This is a genomic window from Arthrobacter sp. Hor0625 (assembly GCF_052567525.1).
In genome coordinates this window covers 899228-914548 of the sequence record NZ_CP199586.1, presented here as the reverse complement: position 1 = coordinate 914548, position 15321 = coordinate 899228, and the positions used below count along the sequence as shown (strand labels likewise).

Sequence of the window (15321 nt, the reverse complement as noted above, 5' to 3'; positions counted from 1 at the left end):
CCCGCGCCGCAAAACCGGCCTTGGGGGCCTACCCGGCCAGGGCCTCCCGCCAGCTGCGCAGGAACGCCGCGCCGGCGTCGTCGTGGATGACCTCCGCCCCGAGCCCCAGATCCGCGGCGGTCAGCACGTCGTAGGGCTTGACCGGCACGCCGTCGGCCGGCCGGACGTCGACGTGCTTGACCTGATGGTCGTTGTGGTGCAGCCAGTCCGCCATGGCGTAATCGGTCCGCGAATCGCCGACGGTCCGCCAGGCCTGCGGAGTGATGCCCTGGCCGGCCAGCAGTTCCACCGCCCGGCTGGCGCCCAGGTCCTTGCCCAGCCGGACGGATTCGATGTCGGTGGAGATGATGGTGGGGTCCACCCGGTAGTCGATGCGGTCGTCGCTGTCCGGGGCGTGGTGGTCCAGCCGCACCACCCCCAGGCCGTGCCGGGCCATCAGGTCCATGGCATCGGCGTCGAACAGCGCCTGTTCCTGGCGGTACTCGGCGTTGGCGACGGCGATGTGCTGCTCCACCGAGACCATGGCGCGCTTCGTCTCATCGAAGAACATGTGGGTGGCGTAGTCCTCGGCGACGAGCCGGCGCACGTCGTCGCCGAAGGCCTGCGGGACGGCCAGTTCGCGGTCCACGTGCACCGGGCCCGGCCCCGCGGCGGTGTAGCTGAACCACACCGCGCCCTTCTCGCAGATGGCGTGGACCAGGAGCCCCTCCGGCATCCCGGCGGCGATCATCGGGGCCATGACCTGCTCGCGGATGAACGCATCCGAGCGTCCGGTGTTGAACACCACCGGGATTCCGGCCGCCGCCAGGGCCAGCAGATCCGCAATGATGCCGGGCCGGACGTCACGGGTCAGCGGACTGGCCACCGGGCCGTCGACGTCGAGCAGCAGGGCCAGAGGCGGAGTCAGGGGCGCGGCGGGTCGTGCGGTTTCAGTCATGGCTCCATTCTCTCAGCCGGGGGCCGGGAGCCGCCCGTCGGACGCCGTTCATGACGCGCCGCCGGCCGGCGGCGGGATGACCGTGACCGTCCCGGCCGCGGCGGTGACAAGCCGGGCCGGCGGTGTGACAAATGATCACTGTTTGGCCACAACCTCCGGCGTCAACCCCGCTGTGATTCCCCTGGCCGGTGATCTTCCTTAGGCTTGCATGGTGATCTTTAAAGCTGTGGGCGAGGGACGCCCGTACCCCGACCATGGTTTCAACACGCCCAAGGACTGGGCCGCCCTGCCGCCGCGGCCCGTCCGGCTGGACGAGCTCGTCACCACCAAGCGGAACCTGGACCTGGACGCCCTGCTCGCCGAGGATTCGACCTTCTTCGGAGACCTTTTCCCGCACGTCGTCGAATACCGTGGTGTGCTCTACCTTGAGGACGGGCTGCACCGGGCCGTCCGCACCGCCCTGCACCAGCGCACCGCGATCCACGCCCGTGTCCTGGTGCTCAATGGCTAGGAAGCCCAAGGACCCGACCGTCCTGCACGGCCATCACGTCGTCACCGGCTCCGAGCTGCGGGCCGCGTTCGCGGAGGATGATGAGCTCGAGAACCCGGCGCGGATGCGGCGCCGGATCCTGCACGGCGTGGTCCTGGTGCTCCTGGTTGCGCTGGTGACCGCCGCCGTCGTCGTCGCCCTCCAGATCCGCGACGGCCAGATCAAACTCCCGACGGCGGAGCGCAGCCAGGCGGCGGCGACAGTGTGCCCGCAGGCAACGTACGATTACACCCCGCACGCCAAGATCAAGGTGAACGTCTACAACTCCACCAGCCGGCCCGGCCTGGCCCGGACCGTGGCCGGCGAGCTCCGGGCGCGCAAGTTCACCGTGGGCGCGGTGGGCAACACGTCCTCCGGGTTCCGCGGGGTGGCCCTGGTCGTCTCCGGCGCCGCGGGCCAGTCCGGGGCGTTCAGCGTCCAGCGCAACCTGCCGGGGTCGGACTACGTGCAGGACGCCCGCAACGACGCGAGCGTGGACGTCATCCTCACCGGCGACTTCAAGGCGCTGGCCAAGCCCGCCCTGGTGGACCAGACACCGGGCAAGCTCAGCTGCCCGCGGGAAACCCGGCGGGTCGTCGAGGATCCCGCAGCTCCGGTGGTGCCGACCGTGGTGCCGGCCAGCCCCAACCCCTGACCTTCGGACGCCTAGGCTTCCAGGCGGAGGGGGCGGCCGGCGTCGTCGAACCGGGCCCCGGCGCCCAGCTGGATGAAGCGCACGATGCGGGCGATCCGGGCCTCCGCCTCCGCGTCTTCGCCGGCCCCGTCGCCGCGGGCCGCACTGGAGGAGAGGGTGCCGTGGATGAGCTGGGCGAGCTGGCCGATGTCCGCGTCCGGCAGGTAGCCCTGGGCCATGCCGTCGCGGAGGATGTCCTGCAACAGGACGCTGAGCTCGCCCACATGGTCCGCCAGTTTCGCGAACGACGCCGGGGAGAGCACCGCGCCCATGGCCGGGCCGGGCGGCAGGTGGCGGCGGCTCAGGTCTGCCACCTGGGCGCGGACGTACAGGGCCAGGCGCTCCACGGGATTCTCGAGCGAGGCCAGGGAATCGCGCAGTTCCACGAGGAACCGCTCCGTCTCGTCCAGGGCGTAGGCGATGAGGAGTTCTTCGATGTCCGCGTAGTAGTTGTACACCGCGGTGCGGCCGATCCGCGCGTGTCGGGCGACATCGGTCATGGTCAGTCCGGGCAGCCCGTGGGTGAACAGCAGTTCGCCGAAGGCGGTCAGGATACGGCGCTGGGTCTCGGCGCGTTGGGCGGCGTTGCTCGCGGCCGAAATCCTGGGCATACGGACACTTTAGCGCGATCTGTCACTAAAAGCGGCACCTGTGGTCCTGCCGGGCCGCGGCGCCGCCTCAGACGGCGCAGCCGTCAGGCCCGCACACGGCGCCGTCATCGCCGGCTGCCGGCGCACCGGCGTCGACCATCACCAGCGGGTGGCTTTCCTGCCAGGCCTGTTCCAGGGCAGCGGTAAAGGTTTCCGCCGGCTGCGCGCCCGAGAGCCCGTACTTGCGGTCGATCACGAAGAACGGCACGCCGCTGATGCCCAGGGCCCGGGCTTCGGCGAAATCCTGCCGGACCTCGTCCGCGAACCTGTCGGTGCTGAACAGCTCCTCGACCGCGGCGGCGTCGATTCCGAGGTCCCGGCCCAATGACGTCAGGTAGTCGCGGCTGCCGATGTCGCGGCCGTGCTCAAAGTGGTCGCTGAGCAGCCGTTCCTTGGCGGCGTCCTGCTTGCCGTGCGCGGCGGCCAAGTGGATCAGCCGGTGGGCCGTGAAGCTGTTGGCCACCACGACGTCGTCGAACCGGTAGTTCAGGCCCTCCGCGGCGGCCACGGCGGCCACCTGCTCGAACATGCCGCTGACCTGCGCCGGCGCCATGCCCTTGCGGGTGCTCAGGTAGTCCAGTTCGGTGCCGTCATAGTGCTCCGGCAGGGAAGGGTCCAGCTGGAAGCTGCGCCACCGCACCTCCACAGCGTCGCGGTGCGGGAAGGCCGCGAGGGCAGTTTCAAAGCGGCGCTTGCCGATGTAGCACCAGGGGCAGGCCACGTCGGACCAGATCTCGATCTTCATGCTGGCGACAACCGCGGCCGCCCCGGGCTCATTCCCGCAGGGGTGCGGGCGGGGACGTCAGGGGACCGGGCGCTCCATCACGAAGTCGTGCTCGACGGCGGCCCCGAGGGTGAAGGATTTCGTCCCGACCTTCCGGAAGCCGGACTTCTCGTAAAACCGGATCGCCCGGGCGTTCTGGTCGTTGACGCCCAGCCACAGGCCGCCGGCACCGCCGGCCGCCGCGGCGGCGATGCTGGCCCGCATCAGCTCCGCAGCGGCGCCGAGGCCGTGGTGGTCCGGATGGACGTAGCACTTGCTCAGTTCCGTGGCGGGGCTGGTGTGCAGCACCGCGGCCACCTCCGGGTCCTGCGCCGGCCGGGCCACCAGCAGGCTGTAGCCGCGGAGGGCGCCGTCGACGTCGAGGACCAGCACCGTGACATCCGGATCGGCCAGGTAGCCGCGGAAGTTGGCCGCGCTGAGCGTGTTGGCCAGGTGCGCGGCGATATCCTCCGGCCGGGACTCCGGCGGGCAGGCGAGCGGAAACGTGACGGCGGCGAGCTCGGCCAGCTGCGCGGCGTCGTCGGCGGTGGCTTTCCGGATGCGGTGGGTCATGCCAAAACCCTAGCCCGCGGGCGGTGCCCGGGGATTTTCGTGAATCCGGCCCGTCATGTTCGGGCGGGTGCGGCGCCGGCGCCCGCGGTGCGTGATAGCAATGGGACTGATGAAAACATATTTCTGCCGCGCCGGGTCCCGGGCCGCCGGGTGAGCGCCCTGGGCAGGGTCCCGCGCGGGGTGCTCCTGATGGTCGCGATCGGCCTCATCGCCTTGAACATGCGCGGCCCGTTCGTGGCCGTGGCGCCGGTGGTGGGCGACATGCAGCGCGATTTGGGCTTCTCCCCGGTCGAGATCGGCTTTCTGACCGGCATTCCGGTGCTTTGCTTCGCCCTCGCGGCCCCGTTGGCGTCGCTGACCGGGCGGAAGCTCGGCCCGGAGTTCGCGATCACGCTGACCCTGCTGGGCGTGCTGGCCGGCGTCGTGGTCCGTTCCGCCGGCGGCGGCGCCTTGGTGATGCTGGGCACCGTCATCCTCGGCATTGCGATCACGATCGGCAACATCGTGGTGCCCCTGATCATCCGGCGCGATTTCACCCCGGCCCAGCAGAGTGCCGCCATGGGCACCTACACAGCGGCGCTGAACATCGGCTCCTTCGTCACCTCGATGGTCACGGCGCCGCTGGCGGAGCTGCTCGGCTGGCGTCCGGCCATCGCGGCGTGCGCCCTTTTTGCCCTCGCGGCCGGCGTGGTCTGGGTGCTGGCTGCCGGCAGGAGCTCGCTCCGGGCCGAGCCCATCCCGGGTGTGGACCCGGACCGGACGGCGGGCCGGCCCGCGTCGCGCTGGATCACGGTGGCGCTGACGGCGGGCTTCGCCGGGCAGGCCTTCTCCTACTACGGCGTCACTGCCTGGCTGCCCAGCCTCCTCGGCGATGAGCTGGGCCTGGCCCCGGCCGCGGCGGGTGCCGGGTCCTCGCTGTTCCAGATCCTGGCAATCGCCGGAGGCCTCGGCGTTCCGCTGGCGGCGCGCTTTGCCAGCACGACGACGGTCGGCCTTACCCTGGGTGCGCTGTGGCTGACGGTTCCGCTGGGGCTGCTGTTCGCCCCGGAACTGTGGTGGCTGTGGTCCTCGATCGGCGGGGTGGCGCAGGGCGGCGGCATTACCCTGATCTTCCTCGCCATCATCCGGCTGGCCCGGGACCAGGCCTCCGCCGGCAGGATGTCCGCCGTGGTCCAGGGCGCCGGCTACAGCTTCGGCGCGGCGGCCCCCACGCTGCTGGGCTACGTGCACGGCCTCTCGGGTTCGTGGACCGGGCCGCTGCTGATGATCCTCGGCTCGGTGGGCCTGTTCATTGTCGGGTGCGCGCTCTCCCTGCGGCACATCCCGAAGACGCACTGACCCCCGCCGTCCCTCCCGCGCGAACGGGCGCGCGAACGGACACTTGGGGCCCAGGCGCTGACTGACCCCCGCGCGAACGGACACTTGGGGCCCATGTTCTGAAGAGAACATGGGCCTCAAGTGTCCGTTCGACGCCGTTGTCGGGAGGTCTGCGGAGGGTTTTCCGTTGCCGGGCTGCCGCCCCGGATCTCGGGGGGCCTGTTGCGAAGGGCGTGGCAGCCCGGCGGACGGAAGTTTAGACAGAGACCAGATCCGCGCCGCGAACCTCCGCGGCGCCGTCGCGGGCCTCGTGCAGGAAGCGGTCATACGCCGGCAGGGTCAGGAAGGCCGGGAACTCGTTGCCGAGCGTGACCTCCTCGAAGATGTCGCGGGCGTCGGCGAAGCGGTCGCCCTCGAACCGCTCGAGCTTGGCGAACTCCTCGTCCAACATGTCCTCGACCCATTCGCGGGTGATGACGTCGCCGTCGTCGGTGATGGCCCGGGAGAAGATCCACTGCCACAACTGCGAGCGCGAGATTTCCGCCGTCGCGGCGTCTTCCATCAAGTTGTGGATGGCCACCGCGCCGTTGCCGCGCAGCCAGGACTCGATGTACCGGATGCCCACCTCGATGTTGTTCCGCACGCCCTGTTCGGTGATCGTTCCGGTGGTGGAGGCGATGTCGATCAGGGCGCGGTCGTCCGGCGTGACATCCTCGCGGAGCCGGTCCAGCTGGTTCGGGCGGTCGCCGAGGACGCCGTCGAACACCTCCCGGCACACCGGCACCAGGTCCGGGTGGGCCACCCAGGAGCCGTCGAAACCGTCGCCGGCCTCACGGGTCTTGTCGGCGCGGACCTTCTCGAAGGCGATGGCGTTGGCTTCCTCGTCCTTGCGGTTGGGGACGGCGGCGGCCATGCCGCCGATCGCCATGGCGCCGCGCTTGTGGCAGGCCCGCACCAGCTGTTCGGTGTAGGCGCGCATGAACGGCTGGGTCATGGTGACCTGGCCGCGGTCCGGGAGCACGAAGCGCGGCCCGCGGGTGCGGAAGTTCTTGATCAGCGAGAAAATGTAATCCCAGCGGCCGGCGTTCAGGCCCGCGGCGTGGTCGCGCAGTTCGTAGAGGATCTCCTCCATCTCGAATGCCGCGGTGATCGTCTCGATCAGCACGGTGGCGCGGATAGTGCCCTGCGGGATGCCCAGCAGGTCCTGGGCCAGGACGAAGATGTCGTTCCACAGCCGCGCCTCGAGGTGGTTTTCGATCTTCGGCAGGTAGAAGTACGGTCCCTTGCCCTGGGCGATGAGCCGGCGGGCGTTGTGGAAGAAGTACAGGCCGAAGTCGACGATGCCGCCGGCCACCGGAACGCCGTCGATCAGCATGTGCTTCTCCGGCAGGTGCCAGCCGCGGGGCCGGACCACGATGGTCGGCAGGTCCTCGGCGGCGCGGAGCTTGTACTCCTTGCCCTCCGGGGAGGTGAAGTCGATCCGGCGCTCCAGCGCGTCGGTCAGGTTCAGCTGGCCCTGGATGACGTTGCGCCACGACGGCGTGGAGGAGTCCTCCATGTCGGCGAGCCAGACCTTGGCGCCCGAGTTCAGCGCGTTGATGGTCATCTTCTTATCCACCGGTCCAGTGATCTCGACGCGGCGGTCCTCCAGGCCCGGTGCCGGGGGAGCGACGCGCCACTCCGGGTCGTTGCGGATGGACTCGGTTTCGGGGAGGAAGCTCGGGTCCTGGCCCTTGCTGATCCGCTGGCGGCGTTCCTGCCGGGCCCGCAACAGCTCCTGCCGGCGCTCCGCCGTCGTCCGGTGCAGCTTGCCGATGAAGGCCAGCGCATCCGGCGTCAGGACCTCGCCCTGCCGGCAAATCGGCTGTGCGGTCAACGTAACCCCGTTGATGGTGAAGTTGTCAGTGAAGCTGTTCATGGGAGTTGCTCCTTGGAAAGTCCGCCGTTGCCCTATCACTTGCGGTCCCTCTGAGGGGTCCATAGCGGCGCTAAGTGATAGGGCAACGGGCGGGTAAAGCCGGGGATTAGTGGAACTGGCCTTCTTCGGTGGATCCCACCAGGGCCAGGGTGGATGCGTTCGGGTTGAGCGCGGTGGCGATGTCGTCGAAGTAGCCGGTGCCGACTTCGCGCTGGTGCTTGGTGGCGGTGTAGCCGCGTGCTTCGGAGGCGAATTCCTTCTCCTGCAGCTCGACGTAGGCGCTCATGCCTTCCCGGGCGTAGCCGTGGGCGAGGTCGAACATCGAGTAGTTCAGGGCGTGGAAGCCGGCCAGGGTGATGAACTGGAAGGTGAAGCCCATGGCGCCGAGTTCGCGCTGGAACTTCGCGATGGTGGCGTCGTCGAGGTGCTTGCGCCAGTTGAACGACGGCGAGCAGTTGTAGGACAGCATCTGGTCCGGGAATTCGGCCTTGACCGACTCGGCGAACTTGCGGGCCAGCTCCAGGTCCGGGGTGCCGGTCTCCATCCAGATGAGGTCGGAGTAGGGAGCGTAGGCCTTGGCGCGGGCGATGCAGGGTTCGATCCCGTTGCGGACCTTGTAGAAGCCCTCGGGGGTGCGAACGGGCTGTCCACCTTCGCGGAGGATGAACTCCTGGTCGCGTTCGTCGACGTCGGAGGTGATCAGGGTGGCGGCCTCGGCGTCGGTGCGGGCGATGATGACCGACGGGGTGCCGGCGACGTCGGCGGCCAGCCGGGCCGCGTTCAGCGTGCGGATGTGCTGCTGGGTGGGGATCAGGACCTTGCCGCCGAGGTGGCCGCACTTCTTCTCCGAGGCGAGCTGGTCTTCCCAGTGCACGCCGGACGCGCCGGCCTGGATCATGGACTTCATCAGCTCGTAGGCGTTCAGCGGGCCGCCGAAGCCGGCTTCGGCGTCGGCCACGATCGGCACCATCCAGTCCTCGACGGTCTGGATGCCCTCGGAAAACTCGATCTGGTCGGCGCGGAGCAGCGCGTTGTTGATGCGGCGGACCACGGTGGGGACGGAGTTGGCCGGGTAGAGCGACTGGTCCGGGTAGGTGTGGCCGGAGTTGTTGGCGTCGGCGGCGACCTGCCAGCCGGAGAGGTAGATGGCGCGGAGGCCGGCCTTGACCTGCTGCACGGCCTGGTTGCCGGTCAGGGCGCCCAGGGCGTTGGTGTACTTGCCGGTCTTGTGTTCTTCGGTCAGCTGGTTCCAGAGCTTCTCGGAGCCGCGGCGGGCCAGCGTGTGTTCCTCGGAGACCCTGCCGCGGAGGCGGACGACGTCGGAGGCCGAGTAGTCCCGAGTGACGCCTTCCCAGCGCGGGTTGGCAGCCCACTCGAGCTCCAGGGCGGCGGCCTGCTCTTCGGGCGTCTGCTGGGTGGGCTCAAATGCTGCAGTCATTGTTGATCTCCTTTGATGACCCGGCCGGTGCCTGCTGCTTCCTCACAGCGGGACCGGGTGTTCCGGGCGGATAACTTTTCCGTACAACCAACTTTTCTGCACTTTCAAGGGGGTTTCTAGACTAAAACTGTGGAAAGAAATGCAGTTCTTCCCGTATTCTTCAGAAATGCATCCGAACAGCTGGAACCGCCGCGCCGCGTCCCCCTCCGCCGCCGTCGAGCCGGAAGCCGACGTCATCAGCATGGGCCGCAGGGTCCGGCATCTGCGCAAGGCGGCCGGCCTCACGCTCGATGACCTCAGCGCCGCCGTCGGCACCGCGCCGAGCCAGCTGAGCCTGATCGAAAACGGCAAGCGCGAACCCAAGCTTGGCCTGCTCCAGCAGCTCGCGGCCGCGCTGGGCACCACCATCGACGAACTGCTCGGCGCGGAACCGCCGAACCGGCGCGCGGCGCTGGAAATCGAGCTGGAACGGTACCAGCGGAGCCCGCTCTACGAGTCCCTGAAATTGCCGAAAATCCGCATCAGTTCGCGGCTTCCGATGGACGTGCTGGAGTCCATGGTGGGCCTGCAGCACGAGCTGGAACGCCGGCTCAACGAGCAGGTCGCCACGCCGGAGGAGGCCCGCCGGGCGAACGGCGAACTGCGGGCCATGATGCGGGAACGGAACAACTATTTCCCGGAGTACGAGGCGGAGGCGCAGAAGGTCCTGGCATCGGTCGGGCACACCTCCGGGCCGCTGTCCCACCATGTCATCGCGGACATTGCCGGGCACCTCGGTTTCAGCCTGCACCACGTGGGCGACCTGCCCCATTCCACCCGCTCGGTGACGGACCTGAAGAACCGCCGAATTTACCTCACGCAGAACGCCCGGAGCGACCATGACCCCCGGTCGGTGCTGCTGCAGGCCCTGGGCCACTACGTGCTGGGCCACCAGACCCCCACGAACTACGGCGACTTCCTGATGCAGCGGGTCGCCACAAACTACTTCGCCGCCGCGCTGCTGCTGCCGGAGCAGGCCACTGTCGAGTTCCTGAAACGCGCCAAGCAGGCCAAGGAAATCGCGGTCGAGGACATCCGGGACGCGTTCGCGGTGTCCTACGAGACGGCGGCTCACCGGTTCACCAACCTTGCCACCGAGCACCTGGACCTGCGCACGCACTTCCAGAAGACGCACAAGAGCGGGATCATCTACAAGGCCTACGAGAACGACGGCGTGACGTTCCCCCAGGACCACACCGGCGCCATCGAGGGCCAGCCCTCGTGCAAGAACTGGACCTCCCGCGTGGTGTTCGACGTGCCGGACAAGTTCAGCGCCTACAACCAGTACACGGACACCCCCGCCGGCACGTACTGGTGCACGGCCCGGACGGAACGTTCCGCGAACGGGGAGTTCTCGCTCTCCGTGGGCGTGCCCTACGCGCAGGTCAAATGGTTCCGCGGCCGCGACACCACGGAACGGTCCAAGTCGACCTGCCCGGACGAGAGCTGCTGCCGCCGGCCTCCGGCGTCGCTGACCGCGGAGTGGGCCGGGAATGCCTGGCCGTCCGCCCGCGCCCACTCCCACCTGCTCGCCGCGATGCCCCCCGGCGCCTTCCCCGGCGTGGACGAGACCGAGGTCTACTCCTTCCTGCAGGCCCACTCCGGCTCCTGACCCCCGGCGCCGACGCTCCCTCAGGTCTGGCGGGTTTTTGGGTGACGCTCCCTCACGTCTGGCGGGTTTTTGGGTGACGCTCCCTCCATCGGCTGAGGGAGGGTCTGTTGGTTGGCTGCCGGATCTGAGGGAGGGTCTGTTGGTTGGCTGCCGGAGGTGAGGGAGCGTCCGCTGGGAGAGGCTCGGAGGTGAGCGGACTATATTGGCCAGTGTCAGCTCATCGACCTACCCGCGGGAGCGTGCACCCATGGCCAAGGAACTTGCCACCCAGCTTGTCGAACAACTCCAGGCTGCCGGCGTGCAGCGGATCTACGGGATCGTCGGCGACAGCCTGAACCCGATCGTCGACGCCGTCCGGAAGACCGGCGGCGCCGCAAAGGGCGGGATCGACTGGATCCACGTCCGGCACGAGGAAGCCGCCGCCTTCGCCGCCGCGGCCGAGGCGCAGCTGACCGGCAAGCTCGCGGTCTGCGCCGGTTCCTGCGGTCCGGGCAACCTGCACCTGATCAACGGCCTGTACGACGCCAACCGCTCCGGCGCCCCGGTCCTGGCCATCGCCTCGCACATCCCAAGCAAGCAGATCGGCAGCAGCTTCTTCCAGGAAACGCACCCCGACCGGCTCTTCAACGAGTGCTCGGTGTACTCCGAACTCATCAGCACCGCCGAACAAGCGCCGCGCGTCATGCACAGCGCCATCCAGCACGCCGTGGCGCTCCGCGGGGTTGCCGTCGTGACCCTGCCCGGCGACATTGCCGGACTGGAAGCGACCGCCGAAACCCCGGCGCCGGCGTCGTTCCGGCCGGCCGCGCTCGTGCCCGACCCCGCCAGCGTGCGGGAGCTCGCGGACGCCATCAACGACGCCGGCAAGGTCGCCATCTTCGCCGGGGCCGGCGTCGACGGCGCGCATGATGAGGTGATTGCGCTCGCCGAACTGGTGAAGGCTCCGATCGGCCACTCACTGCGCGGCAAGGACTTCATGCAGTACGACAACCCCTACGACATCGGCATGACCGGTCTGCTCGGCTACGGGGCCGCGGCCGAGGGGATCGAGGACGCGGACCTGCTGATCCTGCTCGGCACGGACTTCCCCTACGACCAGTTCCTCCCCGGGACCCGAACCGCGCAGGTAGACCGCGCCGCGCAGAACCTGGGCCGGCGCACCGACGTCGACATCGCCGTGCACGGTGACGTGCTGCCCACGCTCGCCGCGTTGGTGCCGCTGCTCAAGGCGAAGAAGAGCCGCCGCTTCCTCGACGCGATGCTCAAGAAGCACGACCGGCTGATGAACAAGGCTGTCGGCGCGTACACCCGCAAGGTCGAGAAGACCCAGCCGATCCACCCGGAGTATGCGGCGTCGCTGCTGGACCAGGTCGCGGCCGAGGACGCGGTCTTCACGGCGGACACCGGCATGTGCAACGTCTGGACCGCGCGGTACATCAACCCGCTGGGCACCCGCAGGCTGATCGGTTCGTACCTGCACGGCTCCATGGCCAACGCGCTGCCGCACGCAATCGGCGCCCAGCTGGCCTACCCGGGCCGCCAGGTGATCTCGGTTTCCGGCGACGGCGGCCTGTCGATGCTGCTGGGGGAGCTGATCACGGTGGCGGCGCACCGGCTTCCGGTCAACGTGGTGGTGTTTAACAACTCGACGCTCGGAATGGTCAAGCTCGAGATGCTGGTGGACGGGCTGCCCGACTTCGGCGTGGACGTGCCGGACGCCAACTACGCAGAAGTCGCCCGGGCCCTCGGGTTCCACGCCGTCCGCGTCACCGACCCGGCCAAAATCGAAGCCGCCTACCGGGAAGCGTTCGCGCACCCCGGGCCGTCATTGGTGGAGCTCATCACCGATCCCAAGGCACTCTCGATCCCGCCGAAGATCAAGGGCGCCCAGATTCTTGGCTTCGCCACGGCCATGTCCAAAGTGGTCCTGAACCGTGGCGCAGGCGAGGCCGTGAGCATGGCGCGCAGCAACCTGCGCAACATCCCGCGGCGCTGACCCGGGCGCGGGGCGCGCGCGGGGCCGCCGCGGTTGGTTGACTGGCGGCAGGCGGATCTCCCGCCGTTCGACGCCGTTGCTTAGGGCCTTGGGGGCGCGATGAAGCAAATCGCACACGTCGAAACCGGACTACCCGTCTTCATGGGGACGGGCTTCGGACCCCAGCCCATTCATGAGACGCTCCCTCAGATTCTGCAGTGAAACTTCGAACGCTTGCGCAGATTCTGCAGGGAAACCTCGAACGCTCCCTCAGATGTGAGGGAGCGTCGGGGTGGGAGGCGCCGGATGTGAGGGAGCGTCGGGGGAGGGAGCCGCGGCTTAGCGGGGACCGCCCTGCCAGAGGGCGTCGAACGGAGCTCCCGAGGCCACCCGGTTCCGGATGCCCGCGGTGACGAAGTCCTTCGCGGCCCGGGCGGCCTCCAGTGGGGTGGCGCCTTTGGCCAGCTCGGCCGTCACCGCGGCCGCCAGCGAGCAGCCGGCGCCGGAAACGGCCACCTCGCCCACCTTCGGGGCGGAGAGGACCTCCAGCGTCTCGCCGTCGTAGTACACGTCGACGGCGTCGGGCCCGTCCAGGCGCACGCCGCCCTTGGCCAGCACGGCGGCGCCGCTCAGCTCGTGGATGCGGACGGCCGCGGCCTTGAGCGATTCGACGTCGGTGATCTCCAGCCCGGAGAGCGACTCGGCTTCGAAGTGGTTCGGCGTGACGAAGGTGGCCAGCGGCAGGATCTGCGCCTTGAGCGCCTGGTCGGTGTCCAGGGCGTGGCCGGGCTCCTGGCCCTTGCAGATGAGCACCGGGTCCAGGACCACGTTCCGGAAGGCGGAGTCGGCCAGCGCCGACGCGACCGTGGAGATCGTCGCCGGGCTGCCCAGCATGCCGATCTTGACCGTGTCGAGCACCGACGGGGCGCCGGAAGCGGCGCCGTACGCCGCCGTCGTCGCCTCCAGCTGGTCAGCGATGACCTGCTGGTCCACCGCGACGAAACGGTGGTTCCAGTCGTCCTTGGGGTCGAAGGAGACAATGCAGGTGAGGTTCGCGATGCCGAAGACGCCCAGTTCCTGGAACGTCTTCAGGTCCGCCTGCGCGCCGGCGCCGCCGGTCGCCTCGGAACCGGCGATGGTCAGGGCGACGGCGGGGTAGGCGTCGGCGCCGGAGGTTACGTTGTCCACAGCGTAGGAAGTCATGGACCCATCCTGCCACCCGCCGAAATCCGCTCGCATTGTGCGGATGACCAATATGACCAAAAGGCAAGTGTTCTGGATCACGGGGAATATGGTGGCGGACGGTGTTGCTTACTTGCGGCGCCGGATCCAGGAAGGTTCATTTATGAGCACCCAGCTGTCCGAAGCGGCACAAACCAGACGAGCCGTAGGCAACATCCTCAAGGGGTCTGCCGGCAACCTCGTGGAGTGGTACGACCTCTACGTCTACACAGTCTTCGCGGCGTATTTCCAGTCGCACTTCTTCAACTCCAAGGACGACCTGCAGGCCGGGCTTGAAGCGATGGCGGTCTTCTCGACGTCGTTCCTGATGCGCCCCATCGGCGCCTGGTTCTTCGGCCGGTACGCCGACCGCAAGGGCCGCAAGGCGGCACTGACCCTCAGCGTGACGCTGATGTCCGCGGGTTCCTTTGCCATCGCGGTGCTGCCCACCCAGCAGCAAATCGGCCTGTGGGCGATGATCCTGCTGGTCCTCATCCGCGTGATCCAGGGTTTCTCCGTCGGCGGCGAGTACGGCACCAGCGCCACCTACATGTCCGAGGCCGCCACCACCAAGCGCCGCGGCTTCTTCTCCAGCTTCCAGTACGTCACCCTGATCGGCGGCCAGATGCTGGCCCTGCTGGTCCTGGTCATCCTGCAGAACGTCATGCCCAAGAGCGATCTCGGCGAATGGGGCTGGCGGATCCCGTTCGCGATCGGCGGCGTCGCCGCGCTCGTAGTGCTGTGGCTGCGCCGTTCCATGGAGGAGACCGTCTCCGAGGAACAGATCGAGGCGGCCAAGGCCCCCGCCGTCGCCGGCCAGGCCCAGCCGGGCACCATGAAGCTGCTGTTCACCAGCTACTGGAAGCCGCTGCTGATCTGCATCGGCATCACCCTCGGCGGCACGGTGGCGTTCTACACGTACACCAACTTCATTTTGAAGTTCATGAATGACACCTCCGGCATCGCCAAGACCGACACCTCGGTGATCAACTTCTGGGCGCTGTTCATCTTCATGCTGCTCCAGCCGGTCTACGGCATCATCTCCGACAAGGTGGGCCGCAAGCCGCTGCTGCTCTGGTTCGGCATCACCGGCGTGCTCTTCACCTGGCCGCTGCTCTCCACCCTGGCCGGCACCAAGGATCCGTTCACCGCATTCCTGCTGATGATGGGCGGCCTGCTGATCGTCGGCGGCTACACCTCGATCAACGCCCTCGTGAAGGCCGAGCTGTTCCCCGCCTCCATCCGCGCCCTCGGCGTCGGACTGGGCTACGCGATCGCCAACTCGCTCTTCGGCGGCACCGTTCCGCTGATCGGCGCGGCGCTGCAGAAGGCCGGCCAGGAAGAGCTGTTCTTCACTTACGTCACGGTCGCGATCGGCATCTCGCTGCTGGTCTACATCTTCGCGCTGAAGAACAAGAAGTCCACGCACCTGGACCACGAGCAGGGCCACGCCTGGGAGCCCGCCGCTGCCAGCGAGGACGACGGCAAGGACCTCGTGGACGCCGCGCGCCGCTAGGGCTCGCGCTTCACGGACGACGGCGGGCTGCCGGCTCCGGGACCTCGGTTCCGCAAGCCGGCGGCCCGCCGTCGTCGTTAACGGCTAAGTGGCCGGCGCGCCGGGAGTGCGCCGTGCGGGTGGGAGAATGGAGGCGGTT

The 15321-nt window shown here is 68.7% G+C and carries 13 protein-coding genes; 6 read left to right on the top strand and 7 right to left on the bottom strand.

What is annotated here, in order from left to right; translation table 11 throughout:
* Positions 1-28: 28 nt before the first annotated feature.
* Positions 29-937, bottom strand: a complete 909-nt coding sequence (locus ACTWLI_RS04025) for a hypothetical protein (protein WP_445155394.1) — start codon at positions 935-937, stop codon at positions 29-31.
* A gap of 211 nt (positions 938-1148) precedes the next feature.
* Here ACTWLI_RS04025 and ACTWLI_RS04020 point away from each other — a divergent pair, with 211 nt between their 5' ends.
* Positions 1149-1448 carry a type II toxin-antitoxin system VapB family antitoxin gene (locus ACTWLI_RS04020; RefSeq protein ID WP_445155393.1) on the top strand — a complete coding sequence of 100 codons (300 nt, stop codon included), beginning with the start codon at positions 1149-1151 and terminating at the stop codon, positions 1446-1448.
* Positions 1441-2121 (top strand): LytR C-terminal domain-containing protein, encoded by a 681-nt coding sequence (locus ACTWLI_RS04015; protein ID WP_445155392.1) that lies wholly within the window; start codon positions 1441-1443, stop codon positions 2119-2121. The genes ACTWLI_RS04020 and ACTWLI_RS04015 overlap by 8 nt, the downstream gene beginning before the upstream one ends.
* An 11-nt stretch (positions 2122-2132) precedes the next feature.
* Here the strand turns inward: ACTWLI_RS04015 and ACTWLI_RS04010 are convergent, their stop codons facing one another.
* The 3 genes from ACTWLI_RS04010 to ACTWLI_RS04000 form a co-directional block, all read right to left on the bottom strand.
* Positions 2133-2771, bottom strand: a complete 639-nt coding sequence (locus tag ACTWLI_RS04010) for a TetR/AcrR family transcriptional regulator (RefSeq protein WP_445155391.1) — start codon at positions 2769-2771, stop codon at positions 2133-2135.
* A gap of 67 nt (positions 2772-2838) precedes the next feature.
* Positions 2839-3555: a DsbA family oxidoreductase gene (locus tag ACTWLI_RS04005; protein WP_445155390.1), complete on the bottom strand. Its 717-nt coding sequence runs from the start codon at positions 3553-3555 to the stop codon at positions 2839-2841.
* A 57-nt stretch (positions 3556-3612) separates the two neighbouring features.
* The gene (locus tag ACTWLI_RS04000; protein ID WP_445155389.1) at positions 3613-4146 is read right to left on the bottom strand and encodes a GNAT family N-acetyltransferase; all 534 of its coding nucleotides are present in this window, start codon (positions 4144-4146) and stop codon (positions 3613-3615) included.
* 189 nt (positions 4147-4335) lie between these two features.
* On the opposite strand from ACTWLI_RS04000, the gene ACTWLI_RS03995 reads away from it, so the two are divergent.
* The gene (locus tag ACTWLI_RS03995) at positions 4336-5484 is read left to right on the top strand and encodes an MFS transporter (protein WP_445156115.1); all 1149 of its coding nucleotides are present in this window, start codon (positions 4336-4338) and stop codon (positions 5482-5484) included.
* A gap of 235 nt (positions 5485-5719) precedes the next feature.
* Here ACTWLI_RS03995 and aceB read toward each other — a convergent pair whose 3' ends face one another.
* Both aceB and aceA read right to left on the bottom strand, forming a co-directional pair.
* Entirely contained in the window at positions 5720-7381 is a 1662-nt protein-coding gene (gene aceB / locus ACTWLI_RS03990; protein WP_445155388.1) for a malate synthase A, read from the bottom strand.
* A 106-nt stretch (positions 7382-7487) separates the two neighbouring features.
* Positions 7488-8819: an isocitrate lyase gene (gene aceA, locus ACTWLI_RS03985; RefSeq protein WP_445155387.1), complete on the bottom strand. Its 1332-nt coding sequence runs from the start codon at positions 8817-8819 to the stop codon at positions 7488-7490.
* A gap of 139 nt (positions 8820-8958) precedes the next feature.
* On the opposite strand from aceA, the gene ACTWLI_RS03980 reads away from it, so the two are divergent.
* Together ACTWLI_RS03980 and ACTWLI_RS03975 are read left to right on the top strand one after the other, a co-directional pair.
* On the top strand, positions 8959-10470 hold the full coding sequence (locus tag ACTWLI_RS03980; protein WP_445155386.1) for a helix-turn-helix domain-containing protein: 1512 nt from the start codon (positions 8959-8961) through the stop codon (positions 10468-10470).
* Positions 10471-10717: 247 nt separating this feature from the next.
* On the top strand, positions 10718-12466 hold the full coding sequence (locus tag ACTWLI_RS03975) for a pyruvate dehydrogenase (RefSeq protein ID WP_445155385.1): 1749 nt from the start codon (positions 10718-10720) through the stop codon (positions 12464-12466).
* Between the two features lie 318 nt (positions 12467-12784).
* On the opposite strand, the gene ACTWLI_RS03970 is transcribed toward ACTWLI_RS03975, so the two are convergent.
* Complete coding sequence (locus tag ACTWLI_RS03970) at positions 12785-13648, bottom strand: hydroxymethylpyrimidine/phosphomethylpyrimidine kinase (RefSeq protein WP_445155384.1); 864 nt, start codon at positions 13646-13648, stop codon at positions 12785-12787.
* Positions 13649-13790: 142 nt separating this feature from the next.
* Between ACTWLI_RS03970 and ACTWLI_RS03965 the strand changes: the two genes are divergently transcribed.
* Positions 13791-15182 carry an MFS transporter gene (locus tag ACTWLI_RS03965; RefSeq protein ID WP_445155383.1) on the top strand — a complete coding sequence of 464 codons (1392 nt, stop codon included), beginning with the start codon at positions 13791-13793 and terminating at the stop codon, positions 15180-15182.
* Positions 15183-15321 lie beyond the last annotated feature (139 nt).

What these genes read in the sequence shown, in the direction of transcription:
- ACTWLI_RS04025 (WP_445155394.1), bottom strand. Translation starts at nt 937, where the DNA reads ATGACTGAAACCGCACGACCCGCCGCGCCCCTGACTCCGCCTCTGGCC.
- ACTWLI_RS04015 (WP_445155392.1), top strand. Translation starts at nt 1,441, where the DNA reads ATGGCTAGGAAGCCCAAGGACCCGACCGTCCTGCACGGCCATCACGTC.
- ACTWLI_RS04010 (WP_445155391.1), bottom strand. Translation starts at nt 2,771, where the DNA reads ATGCCCAGGATTTCGGCCGCGAGCAACGCCGCCCAACGCGCCGAGACC.
- ACTWLI_RS04005 (WP_445155390.1), bottom strand. Translation starts at nt 3,555, where the DNA reads ATGAAGATCGAGATCTGGTCCGACGTGGCCTGCCCCTGGTGCTACATC.
- ACTWLI_RS04000 (WP_445155389.1), bottom strand. Translation starts at nt 4,146, where the DNA reads ATGACCCACCGCATCCGGAAAGCCACCGCCGACGACGCCGCGCAGCTG.
- ACTWLI_RS03995 (WP_445156115.1), top strand. Translation starts at nt 4,336, where the DNA reads ATGGTCGCGATCGGCCTCATCGCCTTGAACATGCGCGGCCCGTTCGTG.
- aceB (WP_445155388.1), bottom strand. Translation starts at nt 7,381, where the DNA reads ATGAACAGCTTCACTGACAACTTCACCATCAACGGGGTTACGTTGACC.
- aceA (WP_445155387.1), bottom strand. Translation starts at nt 8,819, where the DNA reads ATGACTGCAGCATTTGAGCCCACCCAGCAGACGCCCGAAGAGCAGGCC.
- ACTWLI_RS03980 (WP_445155386.1), top strand. Translation starts at nt 8,959, where the DNA reads ATGCAGTTCTTCCCGTATTCTTCAGAAATGCATCCGAACAGCTGGAAC.
- ACTWLI_RS03975 (WP_445155385.1), top strand. Translation starts at nt 10,718, where the DNA reads ATGGCCAAGGAACTTGCCACCCAGCTTGTCGAACAACTCCAGGCTGCC.
- ACTWLI_RS03970 (WP_445155384.1), bottom strand. Translation starts at nt 13,648, where the DNA reads ATGACTTCCTACGCTGTGGACAACGTAACCTCCGGCGCCGACGCCTAC.
- ACTWLI_RS03965 (WP_445155383.1), top strand. Translation starts at nt 13,791, where the DNA reads ATGAGCACCCAGCTGTCCGAAGCGGCACAAACCAGACGAGCCGTAGGC.